Raw genomic sequence first — 17,642 nt, 5'->3', positions numbered from 1 at the left:
TTAAATTGAATTATTTATATCAATAGATTATTGTTAAATTTTTCAAAAGATAAATTTAAAAATATTATATTTAATAAAATTAATATTTTAAAACTTTTAAAGGTGATTAATGCAAAATATTTTGAATAAAATTTATGATTCAAAGTTATTAAGTCAACAAGAAAGTTATGAATTATTTAAGTTAATTTCTTCTGGTCATATCACAGAAATACAATTAGCTTCTATATTAACAGCTATGCGCATAAGAGGGGAATCTATTGACGAAATCATAGGAGCAATATACGCATGTTTAGAAAAAATGAAATATTTTCCAAAACTTAACTACATGTTTTCTGATATAGTAGGAACAGGTGGCGATATTAATAACACTATTAATATTTCGACTGCCAGTGCTTTTGTTGCTGCAGCATGTGGTTTTAAAATTGTTAAACATTGTAATAAAGCCATTTCAAGCAAATCAGGATCTTCTGATCTTTTAAATAAATTTCATATTCATTTTGATTCATCTTTAGAAAAATCTTTACAAATACTAGAAAAATGGAATATTTGTTTTTTATTTGCACCTCAATATCATAACGGTTTTAAATATTCTAATAATGTACGAAAATCTTTAAAAATTAAAACTATTTTTAATTTATTAGGACCATTTTTAAATCCTGCTAAACCTCCTCTAACTGTGATTGGTGTTTATAATAAAAAATTAATTGATCCTGTTATTAAAATTTTAAAAATTTTAAAATATAAACGAGCTATAGTACTGAATAGTAATAATACTGATGAAGTTACTTTATGTGGTATAACGTATGTATCTGAACTATTAAATCAGAAAATATATTCATATGAATTAACATCAAAAAATTTTGGTTTGGAGACTCATTCTAGAACAATATCTCAAATTAACTCTATTGAAGAAAATTATCATATTATAAAAAAAATTATGCAAGGAAAGGGAAATAGATTAGATGAAGAATTAATAGCAGCGAATGTAGCTATGGTGTTTAAAGTTTTTGGGCATGATAATTTAAAAGAAAACACTCAGTTAGCATTAAATAAAATTAGAAGTGGAATAGTATACAAAAATATAAAAAATATTGCTAATATGCTAAAAGAAGATCAACATGCAAGAAACAATACTTGAAAAAATTATACAAGATAAACGATCTTGGATTATAATTCAAAAAAAAATACAACCATTAATGACTTTTCAAAACAAAATTAATACACAAACACGTGATTTTTTTTATGCTTTAAAACAAAAAAAACCATGTTTTATATTAGAATGTAAAAAAACTTCTCCTTCTTTAGGTATAATTCGAAATAATTTTAATATATTAAAAATTGCTAATATTTATAAAAAATATGCTTCTGCTGTTTCAGTACTTACAGATGAAAAATACTTTCATGGAAATTTAAAATTTATTAATATGGTGCGCGAACATATTACTCAACCTATTTTATGCAAAGATTTTTTTATTGATGTATATCAAATTTATTTAGCTAGATATTATCATGCAGATGCTATTTTATTAATGTTATCTATATTAAATGATGAAAAATATAAAGAGTTAGCAATTACAGCAAAACAATTAAATATGAGTATATTAACTGAAGTAAATAATGCACAAGAATTACAACGCGCTCTGAAATTAAATGCTGATATTATTGGAATTAATAATCGAAATTTACATGATTTATCAATTAATTTAAATCGTACTCGTATATTAGCATCAATAATTCAAAAGAATAAAATTAAAAATAAAATAATTATTAGTGAGTCTGGTATTACTAAATATTCTCAAATTAGAGAACTAAGTAAATTTGTAGATGGTTTTTTAATTGGTTCTCATTTAATGTCTCAAAAAAATTTAGAGATAGGTGTACGTTCTATAATTTTAGGTAATAATAAAGTTTGCGGATTAACTCGTAATATTGATGTAAAATATGTTGAAAAATATGGTGCAATTTATGGTGGACTTATTTTTGTGCAAAATTCTCCGCGTTATATTACTTGCCAAATTGCAAAAAAAATTATTAAAAATAGTCAATTAAGATATATTGGAATATTTCAAAATGAAAATATTCAAATAATTTCTCATATCGCTCAAGAACTTTCCTTATATGCAATTCAATTACATGGTGATGAAAATCAAGAATATATTAATATGTTAAGGAAAACATTACCAAAAACAATAAAAATTTGGAAAGCTTTCTCTATTACTTGTATGTTACCAATTCGTAATTTAAATAATGTCAATATGTATGTATTTGATTCTTATGTTGGGGGGAGTAATATATCTTTTAATTGGTCTATTTTAAAAAATAGTATTTTAGATAATGTTATTCTAGCAGGTGGAATAAATATAGATAATGTGATGCAAGCATCTTTTCTAAATTGTTCAGGTTTAGATTTTAACTCTGGTGTAGAAATTTCTCCAGGAATTAAAGACCCTAAAAAAATTGAATTAATTTTTCAAAAATTACGATATTATTAATATATTTTATACTTGTTTTATCTAGGAAACATGAAATGACGTTAATTCATCCTTATTTTGGTAAATTTGGGGGTATGTTTGTCCCGCAAATATTAATGCCAGCTTTATTGCAATTAGAAAAAACCTTTGTTTCTGCTCAAAATAGTTCTGCATTTAAAAAAAAACTTAATGATTTATTAAAAAATTACGCGGGTAGACCTACTCCATTAACTTTGTGTAAAAATTTAACTAAGGGTACAAATACTCGTCTATATCTTAAAAGAGAAGATTTATTACATGGAGGAGCACATAAAACTAATCAAGTTTTAGGGCAAGCTTTATTAGCTACTAAAATGAAAAAAAAGGAAATTATTGCAGAAACTGGAGCTGGACAACATGGTGTAGCTACTGCGATTACTTGTGCATTATTAAATTTAAAATGCAGAATTTATATGGGAATTAAAGATATTAAAAGACAAAATTCTAATGTATTTCGTATGAAATTAATGGGAGCGGAAGTTATACCAGTAAAAAATGGTTCAGGTACATTAAAAGACGCATGTAATGAAGCATTACGTGATTGGTCCGATACTTATAGTACATCTCATTATATGATTGGAACTGCAGCTGGTCCACATCCTTACCCTACTATTGTTCGCGAATTTCAAAGAATTATTGGTCAAGAAACAAAACAGCAAATTTTAGAATATGAAAAAAACTTACCAGATTCAATTATTGCATGTGTAGGTGGTGGGTCTAATGCCATTGGCATATTTTCAGATTTTATTCATGATGATAAAGTGAATTTAATTGGCGTAGAACCAGCAGGTTATGGAATTGAAACGGGAAAACATGGTGCACCATTAAAATATGGTAGAACTGGCATTTATTTCGGTATGAAATCACATTTAATGCAAAATGAAGAAGGTCAAATTCAAAATTCTTGGTCAATATCCGCAGGACTAGATTTTCCATCTGTTGGTCCTGAACATGCTTGGTTAAATAGTATTAATCGTGCTCAATATGTTTCAATTAATGATAAAGAAGCAGTACATGCATTTCAAATATTATGTCAAAAAGAAGGTATTATTGCTGCTTTAGAATCTTCTCATGCTTTAGCATATGCATTAAAAATAATAAATGCAGAACCTAGAAAGAAACAAATTTTAGTTGTTAATCTCTCTGGTCGTGGTGATAAAGACATTTTTACTGTTCGCAATTTTTTAAAAAAAGAGAGATATAATGAGTCGATATTTAAACATGTTTAATAAATTAGCTATTTTAAAAGAAGGATGTTTTGTTCCTTTTGTAGTTTTAGGAGACCCTTCTTTAGAAATTTCAATAAACATTATCAATATTTTAATTGAAAATGGGGCTGATGCTTTAGAAATTGGTATTCCATTTTCAGATCCATTAGCAGATGGACCAATTATCCAAAAAGCAAATTTACGTGCTCTAGATCAAAACCAAAATATTTTAAAATATTTTAAAATATTAAAAAAAATACGCGAAGAAAACATAAGTTTACCTATCGGTATTTTAATATATGCTAATCTTGTATATAATCAAGGTATTGATAATTTTTATTTACAATGTTCTAATTCTGGATTAGATTCGGTACTTATAGCAGATGTTCCCATTGAAGAATCAAAAATTTTTTATCATACTGCAAATAAATATCGCATTGATTCTATTTTTATTTGTCCTCCAAATGCAGACGATAATTTTTTATATAATCTTGCTTTATATGCAAAAGGTTATATTTATGTATTATCTCGTTCTGGAGTAACTGGGATAAATCATTCAACAACATTATTATCGCCAGAGTTGATCAAAAGAATAAAAAAATATAATTCTCTTCCTTTATTACAAGGTTTTGGGATTTCTAATCCTATACAAATAAAAAAAGCAATATCATCTGGTTTATCTGGTGTAATATGCGGTTCAGCTATTATAAACATAATTGAAAAATATTTGCATCAAGAAGAAAAAATGATAAAAAAAATAAAAAAATTTACTAAGCTATTAAAGTTGTCTACTAAATTTCAATAATATTATTTATAAGAAAATATAATTTTTTATGTTATTAATAATACGTATCTAAAAAATAATATGTGTAATCTTCATATTAAATTATTTATAAGGAATATACATATGCCCATTACGGTCAGTGAATTATATCATGATACATACTATTTTGTTTCTAAACAAATAAGAATCATTATTTTTATATCTATATTAATTACATGTTTTAATATATTTATGGAAATGTTATTTCGACCAGATATACACATTTCATCTATAATAGATGATAATAATTTTATTAATGCAAATTCATTATTAGAATTAATAAATAATATGAATTTATATGAAAAACATGAATTATTTAAATATTCTATTATAAAAATGATTACTTTTTTAGCAAGTAAAACTATTTTAATTAGCAGTATTATAACTTTAATTTTATATTTATCTAAAATGGAAAAAGATTCAATATTTTCATTAATATGTTCTCGTTTTTCTCTTTTACCTAGTTTATTTATATTGAATTTTTTAACTGCTATCATTACTCAATTAGGCTTTGTTTTATTTATTATACCAGGAGTATTATTATCAATAACATTGCATTTATCACCTATTATTTTATCTTTTAAAAAACATAATATAATAGATTCTATAAGGATGAGTATATATTTATCTTGGAAATATATAAAAATAATAGGGCCAGGTGTTTTATTTTGGATATTTGGAAAATTTTCTATAACAGTATTTTTACTATCTTATATTCATGTTATAAATAAAAATATTACATTATTTCTTTTAAATATTAGCATACATATGCTATTTTCTATTTTAATTATATACTTATTTAGATTTTATATGATTGTTCTACGTTCTTAGATATTAAAAATTGTTTGGGTCTATATTATGAAACAAATACTAAATATATTACAAATGCTTGTGTTTTTTATTATTTATAAATTTTATAATATTTTTATAGCTTCCGGTTCTTTAATTATTACATCAGGATTAATATGTCTTTTTTATTGGATTGTTTATAATCAAATTGATAAAATGAATTTATTTAGTTTTTTTGTTATTTCATTTTTTAGTGTTTTAACAATATTATTTCATAATACTCAATTTATTAAATGGAAAATTACAATTATTTATACTATTTTTTCAATAATATTATTAATTAGTCAGTTCGTTACAAAAAAACCTATTATGCAAAAATTTCTAGAAAACGATATAAAAATATCAAATATTAATTGGTATAATATCAATTTTGTTTGGTCTATATTTTTTTTGATTTGTGCTGTTTTAAATATTTATATAGCATTATATTGCTCAGAAACAAATTGGGTAATATTTAAAGTTTTCGGATTGACAATTTTAACATTTCTTTTAATTTTAGTAACAGGTATTTATATAAATTATACAAAATTTAAAAAAAAATAATTATTTTAACATACATAAAGTGAAGATTTTAATAATGCTAGAAAATAATAAATTACCAAAAGGTATAATAGTATTAAAAACACTTTCAATGCCTGAAAACACTAATTCTAATGGAGATATATTTGGTGGTTGGATTATGTCACAAATGGATATTGGTGGAGCAATACTAGCAAAAGAAATTTCAGGTGGAAAAGTTGCTACAGTAGGGCTTAATAATGTTAATTTTTTAAAATCTATATCAGTTGGTGATATTTTTAATTGTTATGGACGTTGTATTAAAATTGGAAAAAGTTCTATAAATATTAATATAGAAATTTGGATTAAAAAAATTTATTCTCAACCATTAGGTCAATATTACTGTGCTGCAACAGCAGAATTTATTTATGTAGCTATTAATAATATAGGAAAACCTCGTGAATTATTACCTATGAGTATTATTTAAATAAACAATATTAATTGATTTTAATTTTTATAAAATAATATTTAAAAATTTAATATATAAAATATTTTTATACTTTTAAAGTATATACATACATTCTTTAAAATACCATTAAAAAAATAATTTTATATATTTTAAATTAAACTATATATTTAAAATAATTATAAAATAATAAAATTCAGTATTATATTAATTCATTTTGATACATATTTTAAATTTAATTTATATTTTTGAACAATATTCAATTAAATATCAAAATATTTTTGATATCCTAATGAATAGGAACGTCAATAAAATGAATATTTTCTACAATGTAATAAAATATTTCTTATTTTTAACATATTGGTTATTAATTGCAAATATTTCTTTTCGAGTTTTAATGAAACGTCGTAATATACCTGCATCTATGTCTTGGCTATTAACAATTTATATTATTCCCTTTATTGGAATTTCTATCTGGTTTATATTTGGTGAATTATATTTAGGTAAGAGACAAAAAAAAATTTCGAATAGAATTTGGTCTATATCTAATCAATGGCTAAATGAACTTAAATCTTGTAAACATATTTTTCAAAAAAAAAATAGTGAAGTAGCTCACTCATTGTTTCAGTTATGTAAACATAGGCAAGGTATATCTGGAATCAAAAGTAATCAAGTCAAATTACTTAGCAATACTAAAAAAATTATGCAAATTCTTATACGTGATATTTATTTAGCACGTAAAAATATTGAAATGGTATTTTATATTTGGAAACCAGGAGGAATAGCAGATGATGTTGCAATTGCTTTAATCAATTCAGCACAACGAGGAATACATTGTAGATTAATGCTTGATTCTATAGGGAGTATTGAATTTTTTCAAAGTCCTTGGTTTGAAATTATGAAAAAATCTGGAATTCAAGTTGTAGAAGCTCTAAAATTTAATTTATCACGTATTTTTTTAAGACGAATTGATATACGGCAACATAGAAAAATAGTATTAATTGATAATTATATTGTCTATTCTGGTAGCATGAATCTTGTAGATCCTTGTTTATTTAAAAAATCCTCTGGATTAGGTCAATGGATTGATTTAATGACTAGAATAGAAGGACCTATTGCTGCAACAATGGGGATTATATACTCTTATGATTGGGAAACAGAAACAGGTTCAAAAATTTTACCTCAATTACCAGATAAAAACATATTAAAAAATAAATTTAATATAAACTCTAGTGTTCAAGTTATTGCTTCTGGACCAGGTTTTCCTAAAAATATGATCCATCAAGCATTATTAACTGCTATTTATTCTGCTAAAAATGAATTAATTATGACTACTCCTTATTTAGTGCCTAGTGAAGATTTATTACAAGCAATTTGTACAGCTGCTCAAAGAGGAGTAAATGTTAGTATTATTATACCTTTATATCATGATTCTGTTTTAGTAAAGTGGGCTAGTAGAGTATTTTTTAGTGAATTGTTAGAAGCAGGTGTAAAAATTTATCAATTTAAAAAAGGATTATTACATAGTAAAAGCATATTAATTGATCAACAATTAAGTCTTATTGGAACCGTAAATTTAGATATGCGGAGTATTTGGTTGAATTTTGAAATAACTTTAGCTATTGATGATAGTGATTTTGGGCATAGTTTATTGACTATACACAATCAATATATTTCAGATTCTCAATTATTAGACAAAAAAATATGGTCTATGCGATCTTATTGGGTAAGAATTCTTGAAAAAATATTCTATTTTTTTAGTCCATTATTATAATTTCAATGATTTTATTTAATATCCATTATTCATTAAATTTATAAAAAATATTTATATAGTAAATTATATAATTAAATATTATTTAATATTATTAAATATTTTTTATAAACCATTATATTTAAGTATATTTTTTAATAGAAATATATTCATGAAATTATTTATTGTAATAAATAATTTTAAATAACTGTATAAATATTTTTAAATATATTTAAAAAAAATAATAATATATATATTTTTTTTAAAAAAATATATATATTATAAAAAATATAATTTGAACGTATAGATTTATTAAAATACAAAATATATTATATTAAAATCATATAAATAAATTTATATAATTGTATATTTCAATTCATTAAAAAATTTAAATATTTAATAACATCATTATTAAAAATAAATATTTTTTAAAATAATGATAATGTCATCTCTATTCAGATAATAAGTGACCCATTTTTTCAGATTTTGTTTTTAAATAATAAGCATTTTTAGAATTTTTTTTTGTAATTAGTGGAATACGTTCAACAATATTAATACCAGAATCACTAAGCATTTGTACTTTAAACGGATTATTTGTTAATAAACGAATTTTTTTTATATTTAATATATTAAATATACTTACACATATAGAAAAGTCTCTTTCATCTGCAGAAAAACCTAGTTTTTGATTAGCTTGAACGGTATCTAGTCCTTGATCTTGTAAAGCATATGCTTTAATTTTATTAAGCAAACCAATATTACGCCCCTCTTGACGATGATAAATTAATATTCCACTCCCTTCGCTTGAAATTCTCTCCATAGACATTTCTAATTGTGCTCTACAATCACAACGTAAACTAAATAAAGCATCTCCTGTAAGACATTCTGAATGTATTCTAGATAAAATAGGAACATTTTTTTGAATAGTTCCATATAAAAGAGCAATATGATTTTTTCCATTCTTTTTTTCTTTAAAACCAAAAATACAAAAATTTCCCCAAGGGGTAGGTAATATAGATTTTTCAATTAACTGCATAAATTTCCTTAATTTAACATTGAAGACATATTGAATAAAAAATTTTTGAATGTTAATCTATTGCATAGATTTAATAATTAAATCTAATTTTTTAATTGGATTTTTTGACATAGTAATAGAGCGTCCTATGACTATATAATCTATTTCAAACTCTTTTGCTTCTTTAGGAGTGATAATATTATTTTGATCATAAAGTAAATCCTGAGAAATTCGAATACCTGGAGTGATTATTTTGTATTGATTACCAAATAAAAATTTTATTTTTTTAGCTTCTTTTCCAGGACATACAATGCCATCTAAACCACAATCATTAGATAACTTAGATAGTTTTAAAATGTATTCTGTTAATGAAATTTGCACTCCAATTTCTTTTAGTTCTTCTTCTTTTAAACTAGTTAATGCTGTAACAGCAATTAATAAAGGAGGATTAGTTGTAAAAGATCTTAATGCTTTTTTTGCAGAAATTAACATATTTTTTCCACCAGAAGCATGAACACTTAACATCCATATTCCTAAATCTGCAGCTGCTTTTGTAGCATTAAAAACAGTATTAGGAATATCATGAAATTTTAAATCAAGAAATATATTAAATCCCAATTTATGTAATTCTTTAATAAATTTATAACCTAACATAGTAAACATTTCTTTTCCAATCTTTAAGTAGTATATAGATGGGTTAAGAAGATTTACTAATTTCATCGCTGATTTTTTATTGCAAAAATCTAATGCAATAATAATTTTTGGCATTTTAAACAAATTAGGATTTAACACTATATTACCTCTAGTATGAAAATATATATCAGTAAAAATATTATGTTTGATATATTTGAATAAAAAATATTCTATTTACATGCAATAAAAAAATATTTAATAAAATTAAATTTTTAATATCATAATTTCTTAATAGATACACATGATTGCAAACTAGCATGGTAAGATGAACGTACAAATGGACCACAAAAAGCATTAGAGAAACCAATAGATAATGCTTCATTTTTAATATTTTCAAATTCTAAAGGTGAAATATAACGTTTTACTGGTAAATGATTAATACTAGGCTGAAGATATTGACCAATTGTTAATAATTCAACACCACTAGAATAAAGATCTTTCATAACTTGAATGATTTCCGTATCTTTTTCACCAAGACCTAACATAAATCCTGATTTTGTTGGTATATGAGAATATTTCATTTTAAATGATTCTAGTAATAATAAAGATCTTTTATAATTTGCTCCAGGACGAACTTTTTTATATATACGAGGTACATTTTCTATATTATGATTAAAAATATCTGGAAGTCCTTTATCAAAAATTTTTAAAATTACATTGATTCTTCCTCGAAAATCAGGTACTAATATTTCAATTTTTACAATATTTTTTTTTCTAATTGATGTAATACAATTAACAAAATGTTGAGCTCCACCATCATATAAATCATCACGTGCTACTGATGTAATAACCACATAATTAATTTTCATATCTAAAATAGCATCAGACAATTTATTAGGTTCTTCTGTATTAACTAAACTAGGTTTTCCATGTTTCACTGCACAAAATGGACAATTTCTAGTACATACAGATCCAAGAATCATAAATGTTGCAGTGCCATGATGAAAACATTCTGATAAATTTGGACATTGTGCTTCTTCACAAACTGAATGTAAATTATGTCGACGTAAAGAATTTTTGATTTGATTTATCCGATCTGTTTGAATAGGTATTTTAATTTTGATCCAATCAGGTTTATTTATCTTTTTGTTTATTTTATTAACATTGTTAATGTTAATAATATTAATTTTTTTTAATATTTTAGGATTGGATAAACTATCCTGATTTTTTTTCATAAGAATGATTATCTCAATTAGAAGTATTTGATAAATGATATATTTTAACTTTAATAAATATTCAAAATGTTTTTAAATGATACCAGAATTAATGATTACATTTTGATATTGACTATTCACCATATTTACTTCTAAATATTTGGATAATTGTTTAATTAATATATTTTTTACATTTTTTATAGTAATTTTTTTATTAAATTCTTTTATTTGTGTCATTTTTATATTTTTATCTCCACAGGGATGAATATCCTCAAATGGTTGTAAATTCATATCAACATTTAGTGCTAAACCATGTAAAGTTGATCCTTTTTTAATTCTTAATCCTAAAGAACAGATTTTTTTTTTATTTACATAAACACCTGGCATATTTTGTTTAGTATAAGCTGAAATTGAAAAATAATTTAGCGTGGCTATTATAATATTTTGTATAATATTAATGAATTGACGAATACTAATTTTACGACGTACTAAATCAATTAAAAAATATAATATTTGTTGCCCAGGTCCATGATATGTAATTTTACCACCTCTATCAGTATTTACGATAGGAATACTACTAGAATAAAGTATATTATTTTTTTGTGTTAATACTCCTTGAGTAAAAATAGGATAATGTTCAACAAACCAAATTTCATCAAAGGTATTGATATTACGTGATATAGTAAAATTATTCATTTCTTGAAAGATATCTAAATAATTTTGTATGCCTAAATTACGAAAAAAAATTATTTTTTTTTGCAATGTTTTTCCAAAATATTTAAAAATATATTGATAACATTAATGCAATAATCCAGGAAAAATAGAACTAATACCAACACTAATAAATTCTATTCCAAGAGACATTAATAATAAACCCATAATACGTGTAATAATATTCATTCCTGTTTGACCTAATATCTGTACAACGCATGGAGCTACTTCAAAACATAACCAGCATACAAATGCAAATAAAATAATCACTAGAGTACATCCAAATAAATTAATCCAACTTGAATAATATGCACTCCAAACAATAGTAGAACTAATTGCTCCAGGACCAGCAATTAAAGGCATAGCTAATGGTACAACACTAATATTATCTAATGTATTGTCTTCTTTTGTTTTTTTGATTTGATTGATATTATTGATAAATTGACCACTAATCATTGAAAAAGCTATACTAATAATTAGTATTCCACCAGCAATACGAAAAGAATTAATTGATATACCAAAAATATTTAAAATATTGTTACCAAAAAATAATGATATTAATAAAATTAATAATGCTGAAAAATTTGCTATTAAATTAGTTTTTTTTCTTTCTAAAAATGATTGATGATTTGTCATAGTTGTAAAAATAGGAATCATGCCTATTGGATTAACTAAAGCACACAAACTAATAAAAAATTTTATATATATAGATAAATCAAAAATTGAAATATTCACATTATTTTCCTAAATCGTATTAAATTTTTTAAAACTAATTTAAAAAATGTATATAAAAAATTTATAAATAATTATTTATAACTTTAACATTCAATTTTAGCAATAATACTTCTACTTTCCAAACGAATATCTAATAATGTAATTTGAATGATATCAGATATTTTATAACGCATAATATTATTAATAAATACTTTTCCTATTTCTTTATTAAAATGTAATTCTTTTCTAATAGAATGAATAAATATTCCAGGAATAAAAACATAAGCACCATTCTTTATTAATCGAGCTCTTATCCCATTTCTAGAAATATCAGTTATTTCAGCATCAAATTTTTTATTTTGATATTGTTGTTTCTTAAAAAATATTACATATAACCAATCTGAAATATCTCTTTCAGCTATACGATTACGACGTTTATTTTCATTTATTTTAAATTTAATTTCTTCACTTGGTTTAGTTACTTTTTCATTATGAATAATAGATTTTAATAAGCGATGATTAATCATATCACTATATTTTCGAATAGGAGATGTCCAAGTTGCATATTCTAAAAAACCTAGCGAAAAATGAGGGCCGGGAAGAATACTTAAATCTCCAAAAGATTGAAAGCGCCGAACACGATTATCAATATAATTATTCGATAATATATTTAAAACTCTTTTAAGATTGCAAAAACCTTTTAAGGTAGTTATTTCTTTTGCATTAAAATTTAAATTATAATTTCTTAAAAAAGAAACAACATGTTCAGCATTGATAATATCAAAACCACTATGTATGCTATATATACCAAAGCCAAGATGTTTAGATAAAAAATTAGCTGCAGATATATTAGCAAGTATCATGCATTCTTCAATAATTTTATGAGAAATCAGTCTTTTTTCAACTAAAATATCTATTACATTACCATTTTCAGATAAATGAAAGCGATATTCTAAGCTATCTTTAAATAAAATTGCATTTTTTTGACGCCATTTTATACGTAATAGACATAAACGATGTAAAATTAATATCTGTTTTTGAATAGATTTAGTTGGAGGAATCCATGATCCGGATTTATTAATCCAATCTGCAACATGATCATAAGATAATTTTGCTTTTGATTTAATCCATGCTAAAAAAAAGTTTATATTATTAGACAGACTACCATCTTTTAAAATAGTAATATTACATGCTAAAACAGGGCGACATTTATTAGGACGTAATGAACATAGATTTTCTGATAAATTTCGAGGTAACATAGGAATGTTAAATCCAGGTAGATAATTTGTAAAACTTCTTTCTAATGCTATATGATCTAATTTACTATCATTCTTAATATATGCTGTAGGATCTGCAATAGCTATAGTTAAACAAATATTACCATGAGAATCTTCATTAACAAAAATTGCATCATCTATATCTTTTGTATTAATATTATCTATAGTAATAAAATCTAAATCTGTTAAATTTTTTCTGGGATAATGTTCTTTTAATATAAGATCATGTTCTTCTGCTAAAGGTTCTGTTTTATCAATTTTATGTCTTGCTAAAGTAACCCACCATGGTATAAATGGATCATCTTTATGTGTAATTTTTTCATTTAATTTAGCGTAAAAAATATGATCGCCTTTTAGTTTATGTTGTATTAATTGTGCTATCGCCCAATCTCCATCTTGAAAAATATTTATGCAGTTCTGATCAGGTTGACATATTATACGATCTTTTAAAAATGGATAATCTGGTATAATAAATAATTGATTATCTTTTTTTTCTATTTTTCCAACAAATCTATTTAAAAATGCTTCAATCAATTTTTCAGGTTCAACTATTTCTCTATCTTTTTCTATTTTTAGTAATGCAATTATTTTATCACCATGCATTACTTTTTTCATATTTTTAGGCGGTATAAAATAACTTTTTTGTGTATCTACTTCTAAAAATCCAAATCCTCGTTCATTACTTTTTACTATGCCTTCCACTCTTGGTATTTGAGCATGTAGATTTTTTTTTAATTTTGTGAGTAATGGATTATTTTGAAACATAATAATAAAACCTAATTGTTATATTAGAAAATTAATAATTTTATAAATTTATATACTGATCAAAATTTATACTTTATTAATGAAATGAATTTTATGAATAATTTATTCAATCAATTAATATTATTAATAATAACTGATTATAAATAATAAATAAGCAATTATATCGATAATATGTGATTTATATATTAATACTATTTGCATTAAAACCGTTATCAACGTAAATAACTGATCCAGTAATACCTAAAGATAAATTTGATAATAAAAAAGATGCTACATTTCCTATATTTTCACTTGTAATAGGTGTTTTTATAAATGAAGAAGCATGAGAATAATTTTTTATTTTATTAAAATCTTTAATTTGATATGAAGAAAGCGTTCTAATAGGACCTGATGAAATAGCATTAACTCGAATATTCTCTTTTCCTAATGAACACGCCATATAACGAACATTTGCTTCTAATGAAGCTTTAGATAAACCCATAACATTATAATTTTTTATCACACGTTGTGCGCCTAAATAAGATAATGTTAATAAAGAAGAATAATTGTTTAACATATTTCTACATTCCTTAACTAGCGCTACAAAACTATAAGAACTAATTTCATGTGTAATATTAAATCCCTGTCGTGTAATATTAGCAATAAAATCACCATTTAAATATTCTTTAGGGCAATATCCAACAGCATGTACTAAACCATCAAATTTTTTCCATTTTTTTCTTAAATTAATAAATAATTTTTTAATTTCTTCATCTTTAGAAACATCACAAGATAACACAATATGAGATTTCATAGAATGAGCTAAACTTTTTATTTTTCTACTGATATGTGAATTTTGACATACAAATCCTAATTCTGCTTTTTGATAATGTAAAGATTTTGCTATACCAAAAGAAATTGATCTGATTCCTGAAATACCAATAATTAAAATTTTTTTTCCTTTTAGTAAACTCATATTAAATCTCAAATATGTTATATAAATAATTAATGTAATGTTTTTATTTTTTTTTGAATTTGTTTTTCAAGAGTATAAATTGTCATCACTTTTTTTAAATATTTTGATGCTTGCATTTCTGGATGTTTTTTTTTATATATAAAAAAAAATTTTTTTTTGTCATATTGTTAATTATGGTTATAGCTTTTTGATGATTTTTAGAAAATGTTTTAAGCAATGTATTAATGCCATTAGAATATGCAACAATAGTAGCATATCTCATAATATTTTTATTTTTAATACCACTAAGTTTTTTTTGTAAAAAATTAATATAGGCAGTTCCAATATTAATATTTTTTTTAGGATTATACAATTCTTCAATAGAAGGTTGTCCTTTTTTTCCATATAAACGATATACTTCTAAACCAGCTGCAGAAGGTTTGATTTGCATCAATCCAATAGCATTAGATTTACTTTTAGCATAAGGGTTTCCAGCAGATTCAGCATAAATAATTGCTTTAATTAATATTTCATCAACTTTATATTTACATGCAGCATTCTTAATCAGATTAACCCAATGATTTAATTTTTGTTCAATACTATTTTGATCAAAAAAATAATATGTTCGAATATTTTTTGTTTTATTTAAAATATTATTGTTACATCCAGTTAAGAATACAAAAGAAATAATTAAAACTCCTAATGTCATAAAAATATTTCCTATTATATTTTAAATTATTTAAGATAATTATCTTACATGCAATTTTGAAAAAAAATATAAATATAGAATATTCTATTTTATTTCATCAACTATTTGATTAGCATAACCAATATAATTAAAAGGAGTAATGTTTTTTAAACGTTTTTTTTCTTCTTCTGGAATATTTAAACTAGAAATATAATCATGAATTGTATTTTTATTTATTTTTTTTCCACGAGTTATTTTTTTAAGTTGTTCATATGAGTTTTCAATATTATAACGACGCATTACAGTTTGAATAGGTTCAGATAAAATTGACCAGTTCTGATCTAAATTTTTTAATAATTGATTATTATTTATTTTTAATTTTTTAATACCTAATAATACAGAATTATATGCAATAATAGAATAAGATATAGCTACGCCTAGATTACGTAATACTGTAGAATCACTTAAATCACGTTGCCATCTAGAAATAGGTAATTTTTTTATCATATGATACATTAAAGCATTAGATAATCCTAAATTTCCTTCAGAATTTTCAAAATCAATTGGATTAATTTTATGTGGCATGATCGAAGAGCCTATTTCATGATCAACAATTTTTTGATTAAAATAATTTAAAGAAATATACCCCCACATATCTTGATTAAAATCAATTAATATTGTATTAAATAATGAAATACAAGAAAATAATTCTGAAATATAATCATGTGGTTCAATTTGTGTAGTATATGGGTTCCAACTAATTCCTAATGATGTGACAAAATCTTGGCTTATTTTATGCCAATTAATATGAGGATATGCTGCTAAACATGCATTATAATTTCCAGTACTTCCATTCATTTTTCCTAAAATTTCTATTTTAGGCAATTTTAAATATTGACGCTGCATGCGATAATAAAAATTAGCAATTTCTTTTCCCATTGTGGATGGCGTTGCTGGTTGTCCATGAGTTAAAGATAGTAAAGGAGAACATTTATATTTGACAATCATTTTTTTTAAAAAATTTAAAATGTCTTGCCATAATGGTAAAATGATTGTATCGCGCACATCTTTAAGCATTAATGCATATGCTAAATTATTAATATCTTCTGAAGTACAACCAAAATGAATAAATTCAGAAATATATAACAAATTTTTACATTTAGATATTTTACTTTTTAAAAAATATTCTAATGCTTTAATATCATGATTAGTTTTTTGTTCAATTTTTTTAATAGAAATGGCGTCTTGTTCATTAAATTTATTTATGATATTATCCAAAAATAATATCTCTTTAGATTCAATAGAATATTTAATATCTAGCAATTTAGACATACTAATAATTTTCTTTAACCATTGAATTTCAATATTAAGACGATATTTTAAAAAACTGTACTCACTAAAAATATTTCTTAATAATATTGTTATATTCGCATATCTACCATCAATCGGAGAAATTGCTGTTAATGAAGTTAATTTCATATTTTATATCTTATTTTTATAATTATATTTAAGTGGTATGTTTTAAATAAAACAATATTTTATTTACTTATTTAATAATACGTTTTCTAAAATAAATTAATTGGAATT

17 protein-coding genes are annotated in these 17,642 nt (G+C 23.3%); 8 read left to right on the top strand and 9 right to left on the bottom strand.

The features are described 5' to 3' along the window. Nucleotides 1–109: 109 nt before the first annotated feature. The 8 genes from trpD (at nucleotide 110) to cls (ending at nucleotide 8,128) form a co-directional block, all read left to right on the top strand. The gene (trpD, locus tag BUAMB_RS01305; RefSeq protein ID WP_014499982.1) at nucleotides 110–1,138 is read left to right on the top strand and encodes an anthranilate phosphoribosyltransferase; all 1,029 of its coding nucleotides are present in this window, start codon (nucleotides 110–112) and stop codon (nucleotides 1,136–1,138) included. After that, nucleotides 1,119–2,492, top strand: a complete 1,374-nt coding sequence (gene trpCF, locus BUAMB_RS01300; RefSeq protein ID WP_014499981.1) for a bifunctional indole-3-glycerol-phosphate synthase TrpC/phosphoribosylanthranilate isomerase TrpF — start codon at nucleotides 1,119–1,121, stop codon at nucleotides 2,490–2,492. Before trpD ends, trpCF begins: the two co-directional genes overlap by 20 nt. Nucleotides 2,493–2,527: 35 nt before the next feature. Further along, the gene (gene trpB, locus BUAMB_RS01295; RefSeq protein WP_014499980.1) at nucleotides 2,528–3,739 is read left to right on the top strand and encodes a tryptophan synthase subunit beta; all 1,212 of its coding nucleotides are present in this window, start codon (nucleotides 2,528–2,530) and stop codon (nucleotides 3,737–3,739) included. Continuing rightward, nucleotides 3,714–4,523, top strand: coding sequence for a tryptophan synthase subunit alpha (gene trpA / locus BUAMB_RS01290; RefSeq protein WP_014499979.1), 810 nt, complete (start codon nucleotides 3,714–3,716; stop codon nucleotides 4,521–4,523). The genes trpB and trpA overlap by 26 nt, the downstream gene beginning before the upstream one ends. A gap of 102 nt (nucleotides 4,524–4,625) precedes the next feature. Further along, nucleotides 4,626–5,372, top strand: a complete 747-nt coding sequence (locus BUAMB_RS01285) for a YciC family protein (RefSeq protein WP_014499978.1) — start codon at nucleotides 4,626–4,628, stop codon at nucleotides 5,370–5,372. Between the two features lie 27 nt (nucleotides 5,373–5,399). Beyond that, nucleotides 5,400–5,933, top strand: coding sequence for a septation protein A (locus tag BUAMB_RS01280; protein ID WP_014499977.1), 534 nt, complete (start codon nucleotides 5,400–5,402; stop codon nucleotides 5,931–5,933). A gap of 34 nt (nucleotides 5,934–5,967) precedes the next feature. Continuing rightward, entirely contained in the window at nucleotides 5,968–6,375 is a 408-nt protein-coding gene (gene yciA, locus BUAMB_RS01275; RefSeq protein ID WP_014499976.1) for an acyl-CoA thioester hydrolase YciA, read from the top strand. A 292-nt stretch (nucleotides 6,376–6,667) separates the two neighbouring features. Next, entirely contained in the window at nucleotides 6,668–8,128 is a 1,461-nt protein-coding gene (gene cls, locus BUAMB_RS01270; RefSeq protein ID WP_014499975.1) for a cardiolipin synthase, read from the top strand. Nucleotides 8,129–8,555: 427 nt separating this feature from the next. Here the strand turns inward: cls and ribA are convergent, their stop codons facing one another. The 9 genes from ribA to purB all read right to left on the bottom strand — a co-directional run bounded on the left by ribA (nucleotide 8,556) and on the right by purB (nucleotide 17,534). Beyond that, nucleotides 8,556–9,140, bottom strand: coding sequence for a GTP cyclohydrolase II (ribA, locus tag BUAMB_RS01265; RefSeq protein WP_014499974.1), 585 nt, complete (start codon nucleotides 9,138–9,140; stop codon nucleotides 8,556–8,558). A gap of 57 nt (nucleotides 9,141–9,197) precedes the next feature. Next, nucleotides 9,198–9,911 (bottom strand): orotidine-5'-phosphate decarboxylase, encoded by a 714-nt coding sequence (gene pyrF, locus BUAMB_RS01260; RefSeq protein WP_014499973.1) that lies wholly within the window; start codon nucleotides 9,909–9,911, stop codon nucleotides 9,198–9,200. 119 nt (nucleotides 9,912–10,030) lie between these two features. Continuing rightward, nucleotides 10,031–10,987 (bottom strand): lipoyl synthase, encoded by a 957-nt coding sequence (gene lipA / locus BUAMB_RS01255; RefSeq protein ID WP_014499972.1) that lies wholly within the window; start codon nucleotides 10,985–10,987, stop codon nucleotides 10,031–10,033. A gap of 72 nt (nucleotides 10,988–11,059) precedes the next feature. Continuing rightward, nucleotides 11,060–11,728, bottom strand: coding sequence for a lipoyl(octanoyl) transferase LipB (gene lipB, locus BUAMB_RS01250; RefSeq protein ID WP_014499971.1), 669 nt, complete (start codon nucleotides 11,726–11,728; stop codon nucleotides 11,060–11,062). A 36-nt stretch (nucleotides 11,729–11,764) separates the two neighbouring features. Further along, nucleotides 11,765–12,412 (bottom strand): YchE family NAAT transporter, encoded by a 648-nt coding sequence (locus BUAMB_RS01245; RefSeq protein ID WP_014499970.1) that lies wholly within the window; start codon nucleotides 12,410–12,412, stop codon nucleotides 11,765–11,767. 83 nt (nucleotides 12,413–12,495) lie between these two features. Continuing rightward, on the bottom strand, nucleotides 12,496–14,433 hold the full coding sequence (rnb, locus tag BUAMB_RS01240; protein WP_014499969.1) for an exoribonuclease II: 1,938 nt from the start codon (nucleotides 14,431–14,433) through the stop codon (nucleotides 12,496–12,498). A 178-nt stretch (nucleotides 14,434–14,611) separates the two neighbouring features. Then, complete coding sequence (locus BUAMB_RS01235; RefSeq protein ID WP_014499968.1) at nucleotides 14,612–15,388, bottom strand: enoyl-ACP reductase FabI; 777 nt, start codon at nucleotides 15,386–15,388, stop codon at nucleotides 14,612–14,614. A gap of 94 nt (nucleotides 15,389–15,482) precedes the next feature. Further along, nucleotides 15,483–16,076 carry a transglycosylase SLT domain-containing protein gene (locus BUAMB_RS01230; protein ID WP_014499967.1) on the bottom strand — a complete coding sequence of 198 codons (594 nt, stop codon included), beginning with the start codon at nucleotides 16,074–16,076 and terminating at the stop codon, nucleotides 15,483–15,485. Between the two features lie 84 nt (nucleotides 16,077–16,160). Next, on the bottom strand, nucleotides 16,161–17,534 hold the full coding sequence (gene purB, locus BUAMB_RS01225; RefSeq protein ID WP_014499966.1) for an adenylosuccinate lyase: 1,374 nt from the start codon (nucleotides 17,532–17,534) through the stop codon (nucleotides 16,161–16,163). Between the last annotated feature and the right edge of the window lie 108 nt (nucleotides 17,535–17,642).

This window comes from Buchnera aphidicola str. Ua (Uroleucon ambrosiae) (assembly GCF_000225465.1).
GTDB lineage: Bacteria > Pseudomonadota > Gammaproteobacteria > Enterobacterales > Enterobacteriaceae > Buchnera > Buchnera aphidicola_B.
Note: the sequence above shows the minus strand (reverse complement) of the source record. Positions and strands in the feature narration are given on the sequence as shown.